Raw genomic sequence first — 17,005 nt, 5'->3', positions numbered from 1 at the left:
TCTTAATGCGGCTGCATACAACAAGTATTCTTAAAACAAGCGCATGACGTCGTTGTACAACGCTACACACATGATGCAAAGCACCATAACCATGCCAATCTGATACCCCCATAACTGTACCCGCTCTGGCAAAGGACTCCCTTTAACCAGCTCAATAACGTAGTAGAGCAGATGGCCGCCATCCAGAACCGGAATCGGCAATAGGTTCATAACCCCGAGAAATACACTTAGCAAAGCCAGCAATGTGATAAATTGCTGCCAGCCAGCCTTGGCCGAATCGCCCGCCACTTTAGCAATGGTAAGAGGTCCGCTCAAGTTTTTCGTGGATATTTGCCCAACAATCAGCTTCTTCAAAGAGACAAGTACAAATATGGATTGTTCCCAAGTTTTATCGACAGCCACCACAAAGGACTGTACAAAGCCATATTGGCGCTTGATGATCATGTCCTTTGGCCAAGGTGTCTGAGTGGCCCTAACCCCTACACGACCGATCACACTGCCATCGTCTAAGGTTACTGCCGCAGGGGTAATGTCCGTCTCGATCAGCTTACCGTCGCGCTCATAGCTCAAGCTAAAGCTTTGATTGGCACGGGCTTTTACATACTCCACCCACCAATCCCAGTCTTCAACACGCTTACCGTCTGCCGCTAGCAGCTTATCTCCAACCTTTAGGCCTGCTTTTGCCGCAGGACTATCAGCTTGTATATAGCTCAGATCCATCGAAATGGGTGGGTAGAAAAGGGTTAGCCCTAACCCTGCGATTGGGCTGGGTTCCGCATCACCGCGCAGCCACTCATTGAGCTCTCCAACAGAGTCATAACTTAAATCTGAATCTGGATATTGGACGCGAAACAGGATCTCACCGCTTTCACCTAAGCGGTTCAGCAATTGTTGCACAAATTCTTGGCGGGTGGCTGTTGGCTGACCATCTACTGCGATTATTCGCTGGCCCGGCTCTAGCCCAGCCTCCGCAGCGACTGAACCTGGCTCCACCTTGCCCACCACCGCTGTGAGCTCGTTATAACCCGGCATAGTAAGAAACCAATAAAGCAAGATGGCCAAAATAAAGTTGGCCACCGGGCCTGCCACTACGACGGCAATTCGGCTTAAAACAGGTTTTTGAGTGAAGGCTAGATGCTTTTCATGCTCAGCAACTTCTCCTTCGCGCTCATCAAGCATCTTGACATATCCGCCAAGCGGCAGCGCCGCCAAAGCAAACTCAGTGCCTTCCTTATTGCGCCAGCTAAACAAGACCTTACCAAAGCCAACCGAGAAGCGCAGAACCTTTACTCCGCAACGGCGAGCGACATAGTAATGCCCAAACTCATGAACAGTTACTAACACCCCTAGGGCTAAGATAAACCAAAATACGGTAGCGATAAGACTCAAGTGATACTCCCCTCTACGCGACCTAGGACGCCAAAGCTTGGATTAATTGCTGCGCACTCTGACGCGCCTGCGCATCAACGGCCAAAACAGCATCTATGCTGTTCACTTCAATCACCGAGTGTTGCTCCAAGACTTCATTATTTATTTTTGCAATATCGGTAAAGCCTATTCGCTCCATCAAGAATGCCTCAACCGCTTCTTCATTTGCAGCATTAAGACAAGCTGCTGCACTACCACCGACTTTACTAGCTTCAATGGCCAAGCCCAAACAAGGGAAACGTTGCAGATCAGGGGCCGCAAAGCTCAAGCCTCCAAGCTGGCTAAAATCTAAACTCTCAACGCCAGACTCAATACGCTCAGGCCAGGCCATGGCATGCGCGATAGGAGTACGCATATCCGGCTGGCCGAGCTGCGCCAAAACCGAACCATCATTGTACTGAACCATAGAATGAATAACGCTTTGTGGGTGTAAAACCACCTCGATCTGCTCAGGCCGCGCTGCAAACAACCAGCGAGCTTCTATATATTCCAGCCCTTTATTCATCATGGTCGCCGAGTCTACAGAGATTTTTTGCCCCATTGACCAGTTAGGATGCGCGCAGGCTTGTGCAACCGTTACCTTGGATAAATCAGCAAGAGGCGTTTCTCGAAACGGCCCTCCAGAACCGGTCAACAAGATCTTACGAATTCCAGCGCTCGCTAAACTACTCATATTCTCTGGTAGACACTGGAAGATCGCATTGTGCTCACTGTCGATTGGCAACAATAACGCTTCATGCTGAGTTACGGCATCCATAAACAGGCTACCGGCCATTACCAAGCTTTCCTTGTTAGCCAATAAAACCTTATTGCCCGCCTTTACCGCCGCTAAAGTTGGTAACAACCCAGCAGCACCCACAATTGCAGCCATGACAGTATCAGCTTCTGCAGAGACCTGCTCCAAAGCATCTTTACCTGCCAAGACTTCGCTGTTGAGCTTATGTTCTTGTATAGCTTCACGCAGCTGTTGCGCTGCTGACTCATCCGCCATAACAACAAATTCGGGGTGATACTGAATCGCCTGCTGTAGCAGTGCTTGCCAGTTACGGTTTGCACAAAGTGCATAGATATGAAATTTTTGAGGGTACCGTGCAGCAACATCTAGGGTACTTTTACCGATGGAGCCGGTCGCTCCTAATATCGTTAAACGCTCGGGTTTCGACATTATAGCGACCAGCCACTCAAACTCATCGCCAATGCGAATACTGGAGCCGCAGCCGTTAAGCTATCTACGCGATCTAAAACACCACCATGTCCAGGTAAAAGACGAGAGCTATCTTTTATTCCACGCTGACGCTTCACCATACTTTCAAGTAAATCACCCAAAACAGATGCCAAACCGGCGGGAATAATAATGGCTAGGGTTAACAGCAAAGAAACATCAGCCATTATAGAAACCGCTATTGCGAGTAAAACACAGCTTAGCATTCCCCCCCAAAAACCTTCCCAAGATTTACCTGGACTAACCGCAGGGGCCAATTTGTGTTTACCCAAGGCCTTACCAGAAAAGTAAGCACCTATATCCGCACAGGCAACAATTAAGACAACGATAAGAATCAACCATGCCCCTGAGGTCTGGGCACGCAAATAGGAAAACGCCAACCACGTGGGCACGAGTACAGCCATTCCCATAAGAGCTTTAAACCAGCGACTCCCCCATAGCGCGGCACTACCAGGGTAGGACTGCACCCACAACAAGGCAATCGCCCACCATAGGCAACCAGCCATTAATATCGCCTTAGAAATATCAGCGCTCTGACCATCAAAGTTATGGGTAACAAAGGCGGATACCGCCAAAATAGAAGCAATTAAGGCAACATAGGCAGTTCGCTGCCAAACTTTGGAAAGCCCCGAGAGATTCGCCCACTCCCAAGCGGCAATTAATACAACAGTGGCGATAAAAGCCGAGAACAAGGGTAAAGGCAATTTAAACAAAGCTGCCAGAAACACTACAGCGAGAATAATAGCTGTGATGATACGTTGTTTTAGCACTCGGCCCCCAAATTTGATTCAATCGATCTTTTATCGATCAGTTTTTATTATCACAGCTATAATCAGGCTTGTTCCGCCAGCACTTGCTCAGATGTTTTTCCAAAACGACGCTGGCGCTGATAAAAATCATTGACCGCAGCGTCCACTTGCTCAGGGCCAAAATCGGGCCACAAGCAATCACTGAAATACAATTCTGAATAAGAGCTCTGCCAGAGCAAAAAGTTGCTAATACGAAGCTCTCCACCCGTGCGAATCAATAGATCCAACTCAGGCAAATCTGCCAAACAAGTATGCTGATGTAAACTTTCTTCATTAATATCAGCTACAGCAATCTCACCCGCCTGCAGCTTTTCAGCCAATTTTTTGCTGGCTTGGGCTATATCCCAACGGCCACCATAATCAGCGGCAATAACTAAGGTAGCCTCACCTTGATCAGCAATCGCTTCGGCTTCGGCAATTGCGTCTTGCAACTTCGGGCTAAATCGGTCCCTGCGCCCGATAATTCTCAGCGCTACCCCCTCGTCACGAAGCTTACGTGCTTCACGGCGCAAATAGGAGTAAAACAAGCTCATCAGCGCCTCTACCTCACGCGGAGGGCGGCGCCAATTTTCACTACTAAAGGCAAACAAAGTCAGCACTTCTACCTTGTGCTCTCGGCAAGCTTTCAATACGGCACGAATCTTTTCGACCCCAGCCTTATGGCCAGAGCCACCACCCATACCCCGCTGTTTAGCCCAGCGATTGTTCCCATCCATGATGATGCCAATATGACGTGGAGACGCCGCTGGCAAGTTTTGCTCACTCAAGTGCAATAGCCCTTTTAGATTTCCATCAAATCCGCTTCTTTCACTGATAGCGCCTTGTCCACTTCAGCTACAAACTTATCAGTGATTTTCTGGATATCATCCTGAGCGCGACGATCGTCATCTTCAGTGATTTCTTTTTCTTTCAGCAGATCCTTAACATCTGCATTAGAATCACGACGGATATTACGGATCGAAATTCGGGCATTTTCAGCTTCAGAGCGGGCCTGCTTGATATAACCTTTACGGGTTTCTTCCGTCAAAGGTGGCATTGGCACTCTAATCAGTTCGCCGGTGGTCACTGGGTTTAAACCCAGGTCAGATTTCATAATAGCCTTCTCGATCTCTGGCACCATGGGCTTTTCCCAAGGGCTAACAGAAAGCGTACGAGCATCCAAAACAGATACATTGGCAACTTGATTCAATGGTGTATCAGAGCCGTAATAATTAACAGTTACAGTATCCAAAATGCTCGGATGGGCTCGGCCAGTACGTATTTTACCGAAATTACTAGCCAATGCTTCTAAGCTTTTTTGCATGCGGCTTTCAGCATCCGCTTTAATATCATTGATCATCATCTAAAGTCTCTTGAATTAAAGTACCTTCGTTACCACCGCGAACAATACTGACTAAAGCGCCAGTTTGATCCATACGGAAAACACGTACAGGCATATCATGTTCGCGACACAGACAAATTGCTGTTAGATCCATCACCCCTAGCTTCTTCTCGAGAGCCTCATCATAGGTTAAGGCATCGTATTTAGTCGCTGTAGGATCTTTCATTGGGTCGGCCGTGTAAACACCGTCTACTTTGGTGGCTTTAAGCACCAATTCAGCCTCAACCTCGATTCCACGCAAACAAGCGGCCGAATCGGTTGTAAAAAATGGGTTACCAGTACCCGCAGAGAATATTACCACTTCCCCGGAATCTAGAAAGCGAATGGCCTTGCGGCGATCATAGTGATCCACCACGCCACTCATAGGGATTGCAGACATAACTCGAGAGGAGATATCTGAGCGCTCTAGGGCATCGCGCATCGCTAGCGCGTTCATTACAGTAGCCAGCATACCCATATGGTCGCCGGTTACACGATCAAGACCAGCCGCACTCAGCGCAGCACCGCGAAATAGGTTGCCGCCGCCAATTACCAAGCCAACCTGGACACCAATGCCGACTAACTGACCAATCTCTAAGGCCATTTTGTCCAGTACTTTGGGGTCTATACCGAAGCCCTCTTCTCCCATCAGCTCTTCGCCGCTGAGTTTAAGCAATATACGTTTGTATTTTTTGTCTTTGGTGGGCATGGAAGACTTCCTACATTGACCGTGATTTGGGAGCTTACGCCCAGAATCGGCACCCATTAAGCGCACAATATTCTAAGCGGCTGAATTCTAACAAAAAAGGGGTGGAAGATGCGACTCCCACCCCTTTCAAATCGATGTTTTTCATCATCGACTGCTGAAATTCAGCTTTCTAGCGATTATTCGCCTTTAGAAGCAGCAACCTGTGCAGCAACTTCAGCAGCGAAATCAGCTTCTTCTACTTCGATACCTTCACCTACCTCGAAGCGAACAAAGCCAACAACCTCACCACCAGCTTCTTTAACTAGCTGAGCAACGGTCTGATCTGGGTTCTTAACGAATGGCTGCTCAACCAAGCTAGCTTCTTTCAAGAACTTCTTGATGCGACCTGTCATCATCTTCTCAACGATCTCGTCTGGCTTACCCGCCATATCCGGCTGAGCCTTGATAATGTCTTTTTCTTTCTGAAGCGCTTCTTCTGGCATATCTTCTGGACGGTTAACCTGTGGGTTAACAGCCGCTACGTGCATAGATACGTCTTTCGCTACTTCCATCGCACCAGCAGAGATAGTGGTGATAGCTGCGATACGGTTGTTAGAGTGGATGTAAGAACCCACAACACCACCGTTAGCTTCAACAACAGCTACACGGCGAACACCGATGTTTTCACCGATCTTCTGAACCAAAGCTTCACGAGCTGAATCCAACTCACCTTCCATTAGCTTGGCAACGTCTTCGATCTTCTCAGCAAATGCCTTATCAAGAACCTTAGCTGCGAAACCAACAAAGTTTTCGTCACGAGCGGCGAAATCAGTTTCAGAGTTAACCTCAACCAATACACCGTAAGAGCCGTCTTCAGCAACCTTCGCCGCTACAACGCCGTCTGCTGCAGTACGATCCGCTTTCTTAGCCGCTTTAAGGCCTGAGGCTTTACGTAGGTTTTCAATCGCTTTATCGATGTCGCCATCAACTTCTTTAAGTGCTTTTTTGCACTCCATCATGCCGAGGCCAGTGCGCTCGCGCAGTTCTTTTACCAAAGATGCAGAAACCGCCATGATTTTTTCCTCATCAATATATTTGAAACATAAATACGAAAGGGGGCGAGCGCCCCCTTTTAGGCCGAGACCAGTAATTACCAGCCTGCAGCCTTTGTGTTACAGCTGTGCGAGGGCTTAGCTAGCTTCGCCATCAACCTCTACAAACTCGTCCTTATTAGGAACGCTCTGGCCGTTAGCTGCACCTTCTAAAACAGCATCAGCTGCTGCAGAGGCGTACAACTTGATAGCACGGATCGCATCATCGTTACCTGGGATAACATGATCAACGCCAGCAGGATCAGAGTTAGTATCAACAACACCAAATACTGGGATACCTAGCTTGTTAGCTTCTTGAATAGCGATGCGCTCGTGTTCAACGTCAATCACAAAGATCGCGTCAGGTAAGCCACCCATATCCTTGATACCGCCGATAGAGCGCTCAAGCTTCTCCATCAAACGAGTGCGCATTAGCGCTTCTTTTTTGGTCAACTTATCAAAAGTACCATCTTGGCTCTGGGCTTCCAGATCACGGTAGCGCTTGATTGAAGCGCGGATGGTCTTGTAGTTGGTTAGCATACCACCCAACCAGCGGTGGCTAACGTATGGCTGGCCAGAACGCTCAGCTTGCTCTTTGATTACTTTAGCGGCTGCGCGCTTAGTACCAACGAACAATACTTTTTTCTTCTGAGAACCAAGCTTAGTTAGAGCAGCTAGGGCTTCATTGAACGCAGGAACAGTGTGCTCCAGGTTAATGATATGAATTTTGTTACGAGCACCAAAGATGTATTGACCCATCTTTGGGTTCCAGTAGCGAGTCTGGTGACCGAAGTGAACACCAGCTTGCAGCATATCGCGCATGCTTACGGTAGGCATATGTCTATTTCCTTAGGGTTAGGCCTCCATATACCCCAGCCGCTCAACCCTTTCCTGCCAAAGGAAGATGGGCACCCAAACGGATGTGTCGGTATATGTGTGACGTTAAAATCATCAAATTTACCCTGCACTCTAGGTACAGGGGCGCGCTTTATACCATAGACATGGACTTGTTTCTAGTTTTTTCGACAACCAACCTAAAAACATGGAGATCTGACCGCCTGCCTTGGGGTGGGGTATGGTTTGCAGGGATCGCAAAAAGCGGCCTCCATGCCAGCTCGCGCTCGCCTCCAAGGCTCACACGTCCCTGCAAACCATACCCCACCCCAAGACATTCTGCTGTATCAACCTCGACGCAGATCTCCATAGCAGTTTTAGGGGTGGCTAACTCTCTTTTGGGGGCATCTTCGACTTGGAGGAGAAGGTGAGCTGGCATGGAGGCCGCTTTTTGCGCCCCCCAGAAGAGAGTTAGCCACCCCTAAAACGGTCAAGTCAGCACAAATCAATAACGCCCCTCCAAACTGCATTCGACATATAGAAGGCTACCGCTTGGAGAAGCGCACCATGACAGTTTACAATAGTCGGTCTTTTGCTTGGACGGCCAAATTGACCAAAACCCTGAACTTTGCGGGTAATTGCCGCCAAAAACCAACAGAATACATAAATGTAGGAAAATACTAGCCGATGTCTGTATCCATCAAGACCCCTGAAGAAATCGCCAAAATGCGCGTAGCTGGCCGCATGGCTGCCGAATGTCTAGAAATGATCGAAGACTATGTAAAGCCAGGGGTAAGCACGGCAGAATTAGATCGAATCATTCATAAACACATTGTCGAAGTGCAAGACGGCATCCCAGCTTGCTTAAACTACCGCGGTTTCCCAAAATCCATCTGCACCTCAGTGAACCATGTCATTTGCCACGGCATCCCCTCAGAAAAGAAAATTCTGAAAGATGGTGACATCATCAATATCGACGTGACCGTGATTAAAGATGGCTACTTCGGCGACACCAGCAAAATGTACTTTGTTGGCAAACGCAGCTCGCACATGGAGCGTCTAGTTCAAGTAACTCAAGAATGCCTATATAAAGGCATCGAACTTGTTAAGCCTGGAACTCGCCTAGGTGATATCGGCCACGTCATCCAACAGCATGCTCAATCTAACTACTACAGCGTAGTGCGCGAATACTGCGGCCATGGAATCGGTAGCGAATTCCATGAAGATCCACAGGTACTTCACTACGGCAAACCAGATACCGGCTTAGAATTAAAAGAAGGCATGACCTTCACCATCGAGCCAATGATCAACGCCGGCAAAGCCCACACCAAACTGAAAAAAGATGGCTGGACAGTGGAAACCCGCGACGGCCGCCCATCAGCGCAGTGGGAACACACCCTAGCGGTAACGGCTACCGGTGTTGAAGTATTAACCGCCCGAACTGAAGAGAGCTTTTAAAGCACAATGAGCGATATCGAATCGATTCCCTACTTTGAAAAACCCATATTATTTTTTGAGCAGGGAGCGTTTCGCAAACAGCTACAAAAGCGCAATGCCATTGTCGTTTTTAAAGAAGCCATCGCCGAGGTTAACGAACAATTCGATCTGCGCTTTCGTGAAGGCGAAAATATACGCCGCTTAATTTACGATCGCGCAACCTTTATCGATTGCTTATTGCATTATGCTTGGCATCTCTTTCAGTGGAGCGATGGAATCGCCCTACTCGCCGTTGGCGGTTACGGCCGTGGCGAACTGCACCCCTACTCCGACATCGACATACTGGTACTCACCGAAAATGACGAGCTGCTAAACCAAGGCCCGCAGAGCAATATCGAAAGCATTCAAGATTTTGTCACCCTACTCTGGGATTTTGGTTTGGCCATTGGTCACAGCGTACGCTCAATCCCCCAGTGTATAGAACTTGCCAAAAACGACATCACCATTGCCACCAACTTAATGGAATGCCGAACGCTCGCAGGCTCCGCCAAGCTACAACTATTACTGCAAGCCCACACCAGTGCCGACAAAATTTGGACAGCTGCCGACTTTTTTCGAGCCAAATACCAAGAGCAGTATGAGCGCCACAAAAAACACAACCATACCGAATACAATCTAGAACCCAATATTAAAAATGCCCCAGGCGGCCTACGCGATATCCAAACAATTAGCTGGGTAGCTAAACGATTCTTCGGCGTAAACAATTTTAAATTACTAGCTGGACGCGGGCTCTTTACCGACGAAGAGTACAACATTCTATTGGCCGGCGAAGAAGACTTATGGAAAGTTCGCTATGCCTTACACATGCTAGCGGGTAGAGCGGAAGAGCGGCTGCTATTTGACTACCAAAAAGAAATTGCCAAATTATTAGGCTACCAGGATGATGACTCTAAGCTGGCCGTTGAAAGCTTTATGCGCTGGTATTACCGCACCGTTTTGGCTCTACGCGAAGTTAACGACGTCATGCTTCATTATTTGGATGAAGTCATCTTGCAAGCTGGCCAGCACAGCGAAGCCAAGGTGATCAATGACCGCTTCCAGCGAGTGGATAACTATATCGAAGTTACCCATGAAAACGTTTTCAGAGACAGTCCTTCGGCCCTATTAGAAATATTTGTACTACTGGGGCTAGATCGAAGTCTAGTAGGTGTACGAGCCAGCACTATTCGCCTGATTCGCGAGCATCGTCATTTAATCGATGACAATTACCGCAGCGATCCGGACAATCAACACCTATTCCTAACACTATTGCGCTCCCCCGTTGGTCTGGTTACCCAGCTACGCCGCATGAAGCGCTATGGAATTCTCGGTCTATACCTACCAGAATTTGGCCGAGTTACCGGCCAAATGCAGCATGACCTCTTTCACATTTACACCGTAGATGCCCATACCTTATTGGTGATCAAGTTTATGCGCCGCTTTAGACAAGCTGGTGCAGAAGAGCGCTTCCCCATTGCCAGTCATGTTATGAAACGCCTACCCAAGCAAGAGCTACTGTATATTGCCGGTCTATATCACGACATTGCCAAAGGCCGAGGCGGCGACCACTCCGAACTAGGCGCGGTTGACGCAAGGGAGTTTTGCGAGCGTCACGGTTTAAGTAAGCGCGAAACCAATTTGATAGCTTGGCTGGTAGAAAAACACCTATTGATGTCCACTGTTTCTCAGAAACAAGATATTAGCGATCCAGATGTTATTCACAACTTTGCGTTAGAAGTAGGCGATCAAACCCGACTCGATTATTTATATGCCTTAACCGTTGCCGATATGAACGCTACCAATCCAGATGTATGGAACAGTTGGCGCGCTAGCTTAATGCGCCAATTATATATCGAGACAAAACGCGCCCTACGCCGCGGCCTAGAACACCCTGTCGATGCACAAGACCTCATTGAAGAAACTCGCCACAATGCCCTAGCCAAGCTCGAAGACAAAGGCATTAACGAAGCGCAAGCCTTGAGCTTTTGGCAGGATATGGACGAAGAATACTTCCTCCGTGAAACTCATATTGATATCGCTTGGCAAACCGAAGCCATATTGCAACACCGCCAGCAAGACAATGAAGACGAAGAGCCCTTAGTTTTAGTCAGCGAAACCACCAGCCATGGCTATGAAGGCGCTACGCAAATATTTTTACGAGTTAAAGACCAAGCCAATATTTTCGCCGCTGCCGCCAACGCCATTAGCCAACTGGGATTAAGCATTGTGGATGCCAGGATTTATACCGATTCAAGCGGCTATACCATCGACACTTTCTACATACTTGATGAAAATGGCAGCTCATTGGGTGACGACGACAGTGGCGCATTCAAAATCGAGCAGGCACTAAAAGAAGAGCTGGCCTTGGTCGGCGAATATTCCGACATCATTAAGCGTCGCACTGCTCGCGAGTTAAAATACTTCGCCATGCCGACACGCACATCCATTAATACCGATTTTCGCAGCGGCCATACTGTTCTAGAAGTAACAAGCCCGGACAGGCCTGGATTCTTAGCCATTATCGCTGCGGCCTTTAGTGAATTTGGCATTCAAATTCAAAACGCCAAGATTACCACCTTAGGCGAACGTGTAGAGGATGTGTTCTTTATTAGCGATGCCGACGGGCAACCGCTTAGCGACGCCAAGACCTGTGAGGAGCTACAGGCTACAATTTGCCGACGCCTTGATAGACAAGTACAAAAAGAAGCAGGTTAAGTTTTAAAATTCAACAAGCAGACCTGAGCATAATCAAGCTTGTGTTTGCAAAAAAGAAAAACCAAATAAGCCACCATAGCTATGAACCCAGATCTCAATAAACTTCAGCCTTACCCGTTTGAAAAACTCGCCAAGCTAAAGGCAGCTGTTAGCCCAGCTAGCGACAAAAGCCATATTGCACTTTCAATCGGGGAGCCCAAACATCTACCTCCCCAGTTTGTGATAGAGACCCTGAAAGATAATCTCGACAAGTTGGCAAACTACCCCGCCACCAAAGGTGTTCCCGAACTTCGCGAGGCCATCAGCAAATGGTTAGAGAGACGATTTAAACTTAAGCAAGAAAGTCTAGACCCAGAGCGCCACGTTCTCCCCGTCAATGGCACCCGTGAGGCTCTATTTGCTTTTGTGCAAGCGATCATTGATCGGCAGCAGAAAGCTCCTTTAGTTATGTGCCCCAACCCTTTTTATCAAATTTATGAAGGGGCCGCACTATTGGCCGGCGCTGAGCCACACTTTCTAAACTGCCAAGCCGAGAACGGTTATATTCCTGATTTTGAGCAAGTCGCACCAGAGCTTTGGGAACGCTGTCAGCTGCTATTTATATGCACGCCGGGCAATCCAACGGGCGCGGTGATGAGCAGTGAACAGCTGCAGAAGCTGATTAAGCTGGCCGATGAATATGATTTTATTATTGCCAGCGATGAGTGCTACAGCGAGTTGTATTTTGATGAACAGAATCCACCCCCAGGCCTTTTACAAGCCTGCGCCGAGATGGGACGCAATGACTATAAACGCTGCGTGGTATTCCACAGCTTATCTAAACGCTCAAATCTGCCTGGTTTGCGCTCCGGTTTTGCGGCGGGTGATGCCGACATCATGGCGCAGTTTCTTCGCTATCGAACTTATCACGGCTGTGCTATGGCCCTTCCCAGCCAGATTGCTAGTATTGCGGCATGGCAAGACGAGGAACATGTACTGCAAAACCGTAAGGCCTACCAAGAGAAGTTCTCTGCTGTGTTGGAGATCTTAGACGGAAAACTTGAGGTTAAAAAACCCGATGCAGGCTTTTATTTATGGCCCAATGTGCAAGGCTGCGATAAAGACTTTGCTCAACGACTGTTTGCAGAGCAACACATTACTGTTTTACCTGGTCAATTCCTGGCGCGAGATAGCCAAGGTGTCAATCCAGGCAACGGCTATATTCGCATGGCGCTTGTCGCCCCACTTGATGAATGTATTGTGGCTGCAGAAAGAATCGTCGATTTTGTTTCAAAATAAATTGCGAAAGAGTTATCGCTAAATGCTAAAAAAAGAAAGAGCCAGTTACATCCTTGGCCGACTTCAAAAGGAATACCCAAAACCACCTATTCCGTTGGACCATAAAGACCCATATACGCTATTGGTGGCGGTCTTACTGTCGGCACAGTGCACCGACGAGCGCGTCAATCAAGTTACTCCGGCTTTATGGGAACTCGCTGACAATCCATTAGATATGGCCAAGCAAACGGTTGAGGATATTCAAGCTATCATTCGCCCCTGCGGCCTGTCGCCACAAAAGTCTAAAGCCATCTCCAAGCTTTCACAGATTCTAATTGAAGAGCACGAAGGCGAAGTACCCGCCGATATGGAAGCACTAGAAAAGCTACCCGGCGTGGGACATAAAACGGCTGGAGTAGTCATGGCACAGGCCTTCAATGTGCCTAGCTTCCCAGTAGATACTCATATTCACCGTTTAGCCCAACGCTGGGGCCTCACCAGCGGACAAAACGTTGCGCAAACCGAAAAAGACTTAAAAAAACTATTCCCCGAAGACTCTTGGAATGCATTGCATTTACAGATTATCTATTGGGGTCGCGAGTTTTGCTCGGCAAGGGGCTGCGATGGCACGGTCTGTGAGATTTGTACGACTTGCTACCCCAAACGCAAAAACCCTAAAGTAACCTTAAAACCCTAAAATAGGCCTGAACAGTTAAGCCAAGGGCTTTTTTTAAAGAGTTTTAGAGACCAATAACCCACAAACAAAGCAGTAAAGACACAGTAAAAACATGGAAAACAATCAAAGTAATACCGAAGTAAGCACCCAAGCTATTCCTGCAAAAACATCAACACTGGCCATTGTCAGCTTAGTGTTCGGCATTCTAGGCCTATTCTTTTTAGGCTCCCTAGTCGGCATTATTACCGGTCACTTGGCGCGCTCAGAGATTCGCAAAAGCGGCGGCCAACTGCAAGGCGATGCACTGGCCCTTACCGGCTTAGTTACCGGTTACATCGGCTTTATCTTGGCCTTTATCTGGGTTGTGGTATTGGGCGGCTTAGCGTTTTTAATGGCGTTCTTTGGCTAATACCAGCTAAACGGATAAATCCAGCGGCGTCACTATTATACTGCCCGTAAGGATTTGCTATGCTTAGCGCCTTTTGAGGCCACTAAGCCAGCTGTATTGCTTAATTTTTAATACAAAGCACAGCAGCAAACAGAAACGTCAAATAGCGAGAGTGATAATGAGCGTTACCCTATATGGCATCCCCAATTGCGATACCGTCAAGAAGGCCCGAACCTGGCTAGAACAAGCTGGCATCAGCTATGATTTCCACGACTTTCGAAAAGATGGCTTGAGTAAAGAGCAAGTCGCGGCTTGGATCGATGAGCTGGGCTGGGAAACCTTGCTGAACAAACGCAGCACCAGCTGGAAAGCACTCGATGAGAACTTGCGCAGCAATATGGATGCAAGCGCAGCGCTAACAGCAATCATAGCAAGCCCAACACTTATCAAGCGCCCACTGCTTGATGACGGCAAAGCACGCAAAGTCGGCTTTAAAGTGGCCGACTACGAGAACATTTTTAATTCTTAAGAGCTTGTTAACTCAGGCCCAAATAACAAAATTGATAAAGGTATCACCATGAGCAATCTATACAGCGTCGGCCTAGGTGTCGGCACGCAAAATCAAAACGGCGAATGGCTAGAGGTATTTTACCCAGCTCCTCTTCTGAACGCCGATAGCGCCATATCAGAAGCATTAACTGCCGCTGGCTACACAGGTGGCAATGCGGCAATTGCACTAGACAATGACACTATGAGCAAGCTAGCGGAAGCCTTGAACAATGCCGGCCAAACTGAACAAGCTGGTATTGCTCAGTCTTTAACGAGCAGTGAACGCCCTCTAGTGCTAACAGTATTAGCTGAAGATGCCGCTCCTAATAATACGCCAGAAGCGTATTTAAAACTGCACTTAATCTCGCACCGCTTAGTAAAACCCCACGGCACGGATTTATCAGGTATCTTCGGTTTACTCCCCAATGTTGCCTGGACCAATGAAGGCGCGATCGACCTAAGCGAGCTAGCTGAGCGTCAGCTAGCCGCACGCTTAAAAGGTCAGGTACTGGAAGTTTCTTGCGTCGATAAATTCCCTAAAATGACCAACTATGTTGTACCTGCTGGTGTGCGCATTGCCCACACAGCTCGCGTGCGCTTGGGCGCCTATTTAGGCGAAGGCACCACCATCATGCACGAAGGTTTTGTTAACTTTAATGCGGGCACCGAAGGCCCAGGAATGATCGAAGGCCGCGTTTCTGCTGGCGTGATGATCGGCGCCGGCTCCGATCTTGGTGGTAGCGCCTCAACCATGGGCACCTTATCCGGCGGCGGTAATATAATTATTTCAGTCGGCAAAGAGTGTTTGCTTGGCGCTAATGCCGGTATCGGTATTCCCCTTGGCGATCGCTGTACGGTTGAAGCCGGCTTATATATTACGGCGGGAACTAAAGTACAGCTGCTTGATGATAAAGGCCAGCTAGTCGAAGAAGTTAAAGCTCGTGATCTAGCCGGTAAATCTGATTTGCTGTTCCGTCGCAATTCAAGCAGTGGCGCGGTTGAGTGTAAAACCAATAAAAACGCTATTGCGCTTAACGAAGAATTACACGCTAACAACTAAGCCTCCTTGCTACCACGCTGCTGGGCAGTGGCGTGGTAAACCATCGCCATCGTATTAAAACAATCAAAGCGCAGTTAATCCTGACGTACCTAGCAAGAGATAATTATGAGCACCGCCGCCAAGCTGTCCCCAACCCTTGAATTAGCCATGGATTTAATGGGCCGTCCCTCGGTCACCCCTGAAGATGAGGGCTGCCAAGCACTCATGTGCGAACGACTTAAAACCATAGGTTTTGAGATCCACAATCTACGTTTTGGAGAAGTTGATAACTTCTGGGCAATCCGGGGTGAACAAGGCCCAATCTTTGCCTTTGCCGGTCATACGGATGTTGTACCAACAGGCCCAGAGAGTAACTGGCAGCACCCGCCGTTCGAACCCATCATAGAAGATGGCATGCTTTATGGGCGTGGCGCAGCTGATATGAAGGGTAGCTTGGCCGCCATGCTGGTCGCGGTAGAGAACTTCGTAGCGGCTAACCCAGATCATGAGGGCCGAATTGCTTTTCTGATTACTTCAGATGAAGAAGGCCCCGCGATTAATGGCACGGTAAAGGTTGTTGAATGGCTAGAACAACGCAATGAAAAAATCACATGGTGTTTGGTAGGAGAGCCTTCTAGCACCAATGAAGTTGGTGATGTCATTAAAAATGGTCGTCGTGGATCTTTAGGTTGTGAACTAAAGATCAAAGGTATTCAAGGTCATGTTGCCTATCCGCACCTAGCACGCAATCCCATTCATCAAGCGGCACCGGCCCTTGCCGAGCTAGCTGCAGAGGAATGGGATCAAGGCAATGATTTTTTCCCAGCAACCAGTTTTCAAATTTCCAACATTAATGGCGGCACCGGTGCCACTAATGTAATACCTGGCGATGTTGATATAGTCTTTAATTTTCGCTTTTCTACTGAATTGACCGAGACCACTCTCCGCGAACGCAGCGAGACTATCCTCAACAAACATGGCTTAGAGTACGACATCAATTGGAAGCTTAGCGGCCATCCCTTCCTTACGCCTGAAGGGCCATTGGTTGATGCTGCCGTTAAAGCGATTAAAGATCACTGCAATATCGACACTGAGTTGTCTACAGCAGGCGGCACCTCTGACGGACGATTCATTGCTCCTACTGGCGCACAAGTGCTGGAGCTTGGCCCCGTTAATGCCACCATTCATAAAGTTGATGAATGCGTCTGCGCCGAGGACTTAAACAAGTTACAAGAAGTGTATCAAGGAATCTTAGAAAACCTTCTAACTTAAACGCCGCAATCTGCAGTGCTGTGCCACTTTATCTCGTAAATTGAATCGTCTGAAATGTACCAGATATAGTGGCATAAATAACTTTTCGAAGCCCCCTCCAAGCAAGAATATCGACCGCCTATCTTTGTAGAATCTTTAAACCATTAAATTAGCCCCTCAAATGAAAGGCTGTAACATAGCAGTCATATTTGCCGATTATAT

Annotated in this window: 16 protein-coding genes; 8 read left to right on the top strand and 8 right to left on the bottom strand. The window is 48.1% G+C overall.

Annotated elements, in window-relative coordinates:
- Positions 1–30: 30 nt before the first annotated feature.
- The 8 genes from rseP to rpsB form a co-directional block, all read right to left on the bottom strand.
- The gene (gene rseP / locus Q1A41_RS01320; protein WP_299973606.1) at positions 31–1,389 is read right to left on the bottom strand and encodes an RIP metalloprotease RseP; all 1,359 of its coding nucleotides are present in this window, start codon (positions 1,387–1,389) and stop codon (positions 31–33) included.
- A 22-nt stretch (positions 1,390–1,411) separates the two neighbouring features.
- Complete coding sequence (gene ispC / locus Q1A41_RS01315) at positions 1,412–2,593, bottom strand: 1-deoxy-D-xylulose-5-phosphate reductoisomerase (RefSeq protein WP_299973603.1); 1,182 nt, start codon at positions 2,591–2,593, stop codon at positions 1,412–1,414.
- The gene (locus tag Q1A41_RS01310) at positions 2,593–3,420 is read right to left on the bottom strand and encodes a phosphatidate cytidylyltransferase (RefSeq protein ID WP_299973600.1); all 828 of its coding nucleotides are present in this window, start codon (positions 3,418–3,420) and stop codon (positions 2,593–2,595) included. Before Q1A41_RS01310 ends, ispC begins: the two co-directional genes overlap by 1 nt.
- Before the next feature lie 62 nt (positions 3,421–3,482).
- Entirely contained in the window at positions 3,483–4,232 is a 750-nt protein-coding gene (gene uppS, locus Q1A41_RS01305; protein ID WP_299973597.1) for a polyprenyl diphosphate synthase, read from the bottom strand.
- Between the two features lie 8 nt (positions 4,233–4,240).
- Positions 4,241–4,798: a ribosome recycling factor gene (gene frr / locus Q1A41_RS01300; RefSeq protein ID WP_299976131.1), complete on the bottom strand. Its 558-nt coding sequence runs from the start codon at positions 4,796–4,798 to the stop codon at positions 4,241–4,243.
- Positions 4,788–5,528, bottom strand: coding sequence for a UMP kinase (gene pyrH, locus Q1A41_RS01295; protein ID WP_299973594.1), 741 nt, complete (start codon positions 5,526–5,528; stop codon positions 4,788–4,790). The genes frr and pyrH overlap by 11 nt, the downstream gene beginning before the upstream one ends.
- A 176-nt stretch (positions 5,529–5,704) precedes the next feature.
- Positions 5,705–6,580: a translation elongation factor Ts gene (tsf, locus tag Q1A41_RS01290; RefSeq protein WP_299973591.1), complete on the bottom strand. Its 876-nt coding sequence runs from the start codon at positions 6,578–6,580 to the stop codon at positions 5,705–5,707.
- A gap of 117 nt (positions 6,581–6,697) precedes the next feature.
- Positions 6,698–7,435, bottom strand: coding sequence for a 30S ribosomal protein S2 (gene rpsB, locus Q1A41_RS01285; protein ID WP_299973588.1), 738 nt, complete (start codon positions 7,433–7,435; stop codon positions 6,698–6,700).
- 684 nt (positions 7,436–8,119) lie between these two features.
- Between rpsB and map the strand changes: the two genes are divergently transcribed.
- The 8 genes from map (at position 8,120) to dapE (ending at position 16,804) form a co-directional block, all read left to right on the top strand.
- Positions 8,120–8,890, top strand: coding sequence for a type I methionyl aminopeptidase (map, locus tag Q1A41_RS01280; protein WP_299973585.1), 771 nt, complete (start codon positions 8,120–8,122; stop codon positions 8,888–8,890).
- Between the two features lie 6 nt (positions 8,891–8,896).
- A complete protein-coding gene (locus Q1A41_RS01275; protein ID WP_299973582.1) occupies positions 8,897–11,623 on the top strand; it encodes a [protein-PII] uridylyltransferase in 2,727 nt (908 codons plus the stop codon).
- 81 nt (positions 11,624–11,704) lie between these two features.
- A complete protein-coding gene (gene dapC, locus Q1A41_RS01270) occupies positions 11,705–12,901 on the top strand; it encodes a succinyldiaminopimelate transaminase (RefSeq protein ID WP_299973580.1) in 1,197 nt (398 codons plus the stop codon).
- Positions 12,902–12,923: 22 nt separating this feature from the next.
- Positions 12,924–13,577, top strand: a complete 654-nt coding sequence (nth, locus tag Q1A41_RS01265) for an endonuclease III (RefSeq protein WP_299973577.1) — start codon at positions 12,924–12,926, stop codon at positions 13,575–13,577.
- A 91-nt stretch (positions 13,578–13,668) separates the two neighbouring features.
- On the top strand, positions 13,669–13,965 hold the full coding sequence (locus Q1A41_RS01260; RefSeq protein WP_299772891.1) for a DUF4190 domain-containing protein: 297 nt from the start codon (positions 13,669–13,671) through the stop codon (positions 13,963–13,965).
- A gap of 157 nt (positions 13,966–14,122) precedes the next feature.
- Positions 14,123–14,473 carry an ArsC family reductase gene (locus Q1A41_RS01255; RefSeq protein ID WP_299973574.1) on the top strand — a complete coding sequence of 117 codons (351 nt, stop codon included), beginning with the start codon at positions 14,123–14,125 and terminating at the stop codon, positions 14,471–14,473.
- 48 nt (positions 14,474–14,521) lie between these two features.
- A complete protein-coding gene (gene dapD / locus Q1A41_RS01250) occupies positions 14,522–15,553 on the top strand; it encodes a 2,3,4,5-tetrahydropyridine-2,6-dicarboxylate N-succinyltransferase (RefSeq protein ID WP_299973571.1) in 1,032 nt (343 codons plus the stop codon).
- A gap of 123 nt (positions 15,554–15,676) precedes the next feature.
- Complete coding sequence (gene dapE / locus Q1A41_RS01245; protein WP_299976129.1) at positions 15,677–16,804, top strand: succinyl-diaminopimelate desuccinylase; 1,128 nt, start codon at positions 15,677–15,679, stop codon at positions 16,802–16,804.
- The last annotated feature ends 201 nt before the right edge of the window (positions 16,805–17,005 follow it).

Origin of the sequence: uncultured Pseudoteredinibacter sp., assembly GCF_947502065.1 — a bacterium.
Classification (GTDB): Bacteria; Pseudomonadota; Gammaproteobacteria; order Pseudomonadales; family Cellvibrionaceae; genus Pseudoteredinibacter.
The sequence above is the reverse complement of the archived record's forward strand: the minus strand, read 5'-3'. Positions and strand labels throughout refer to the sequence as shown.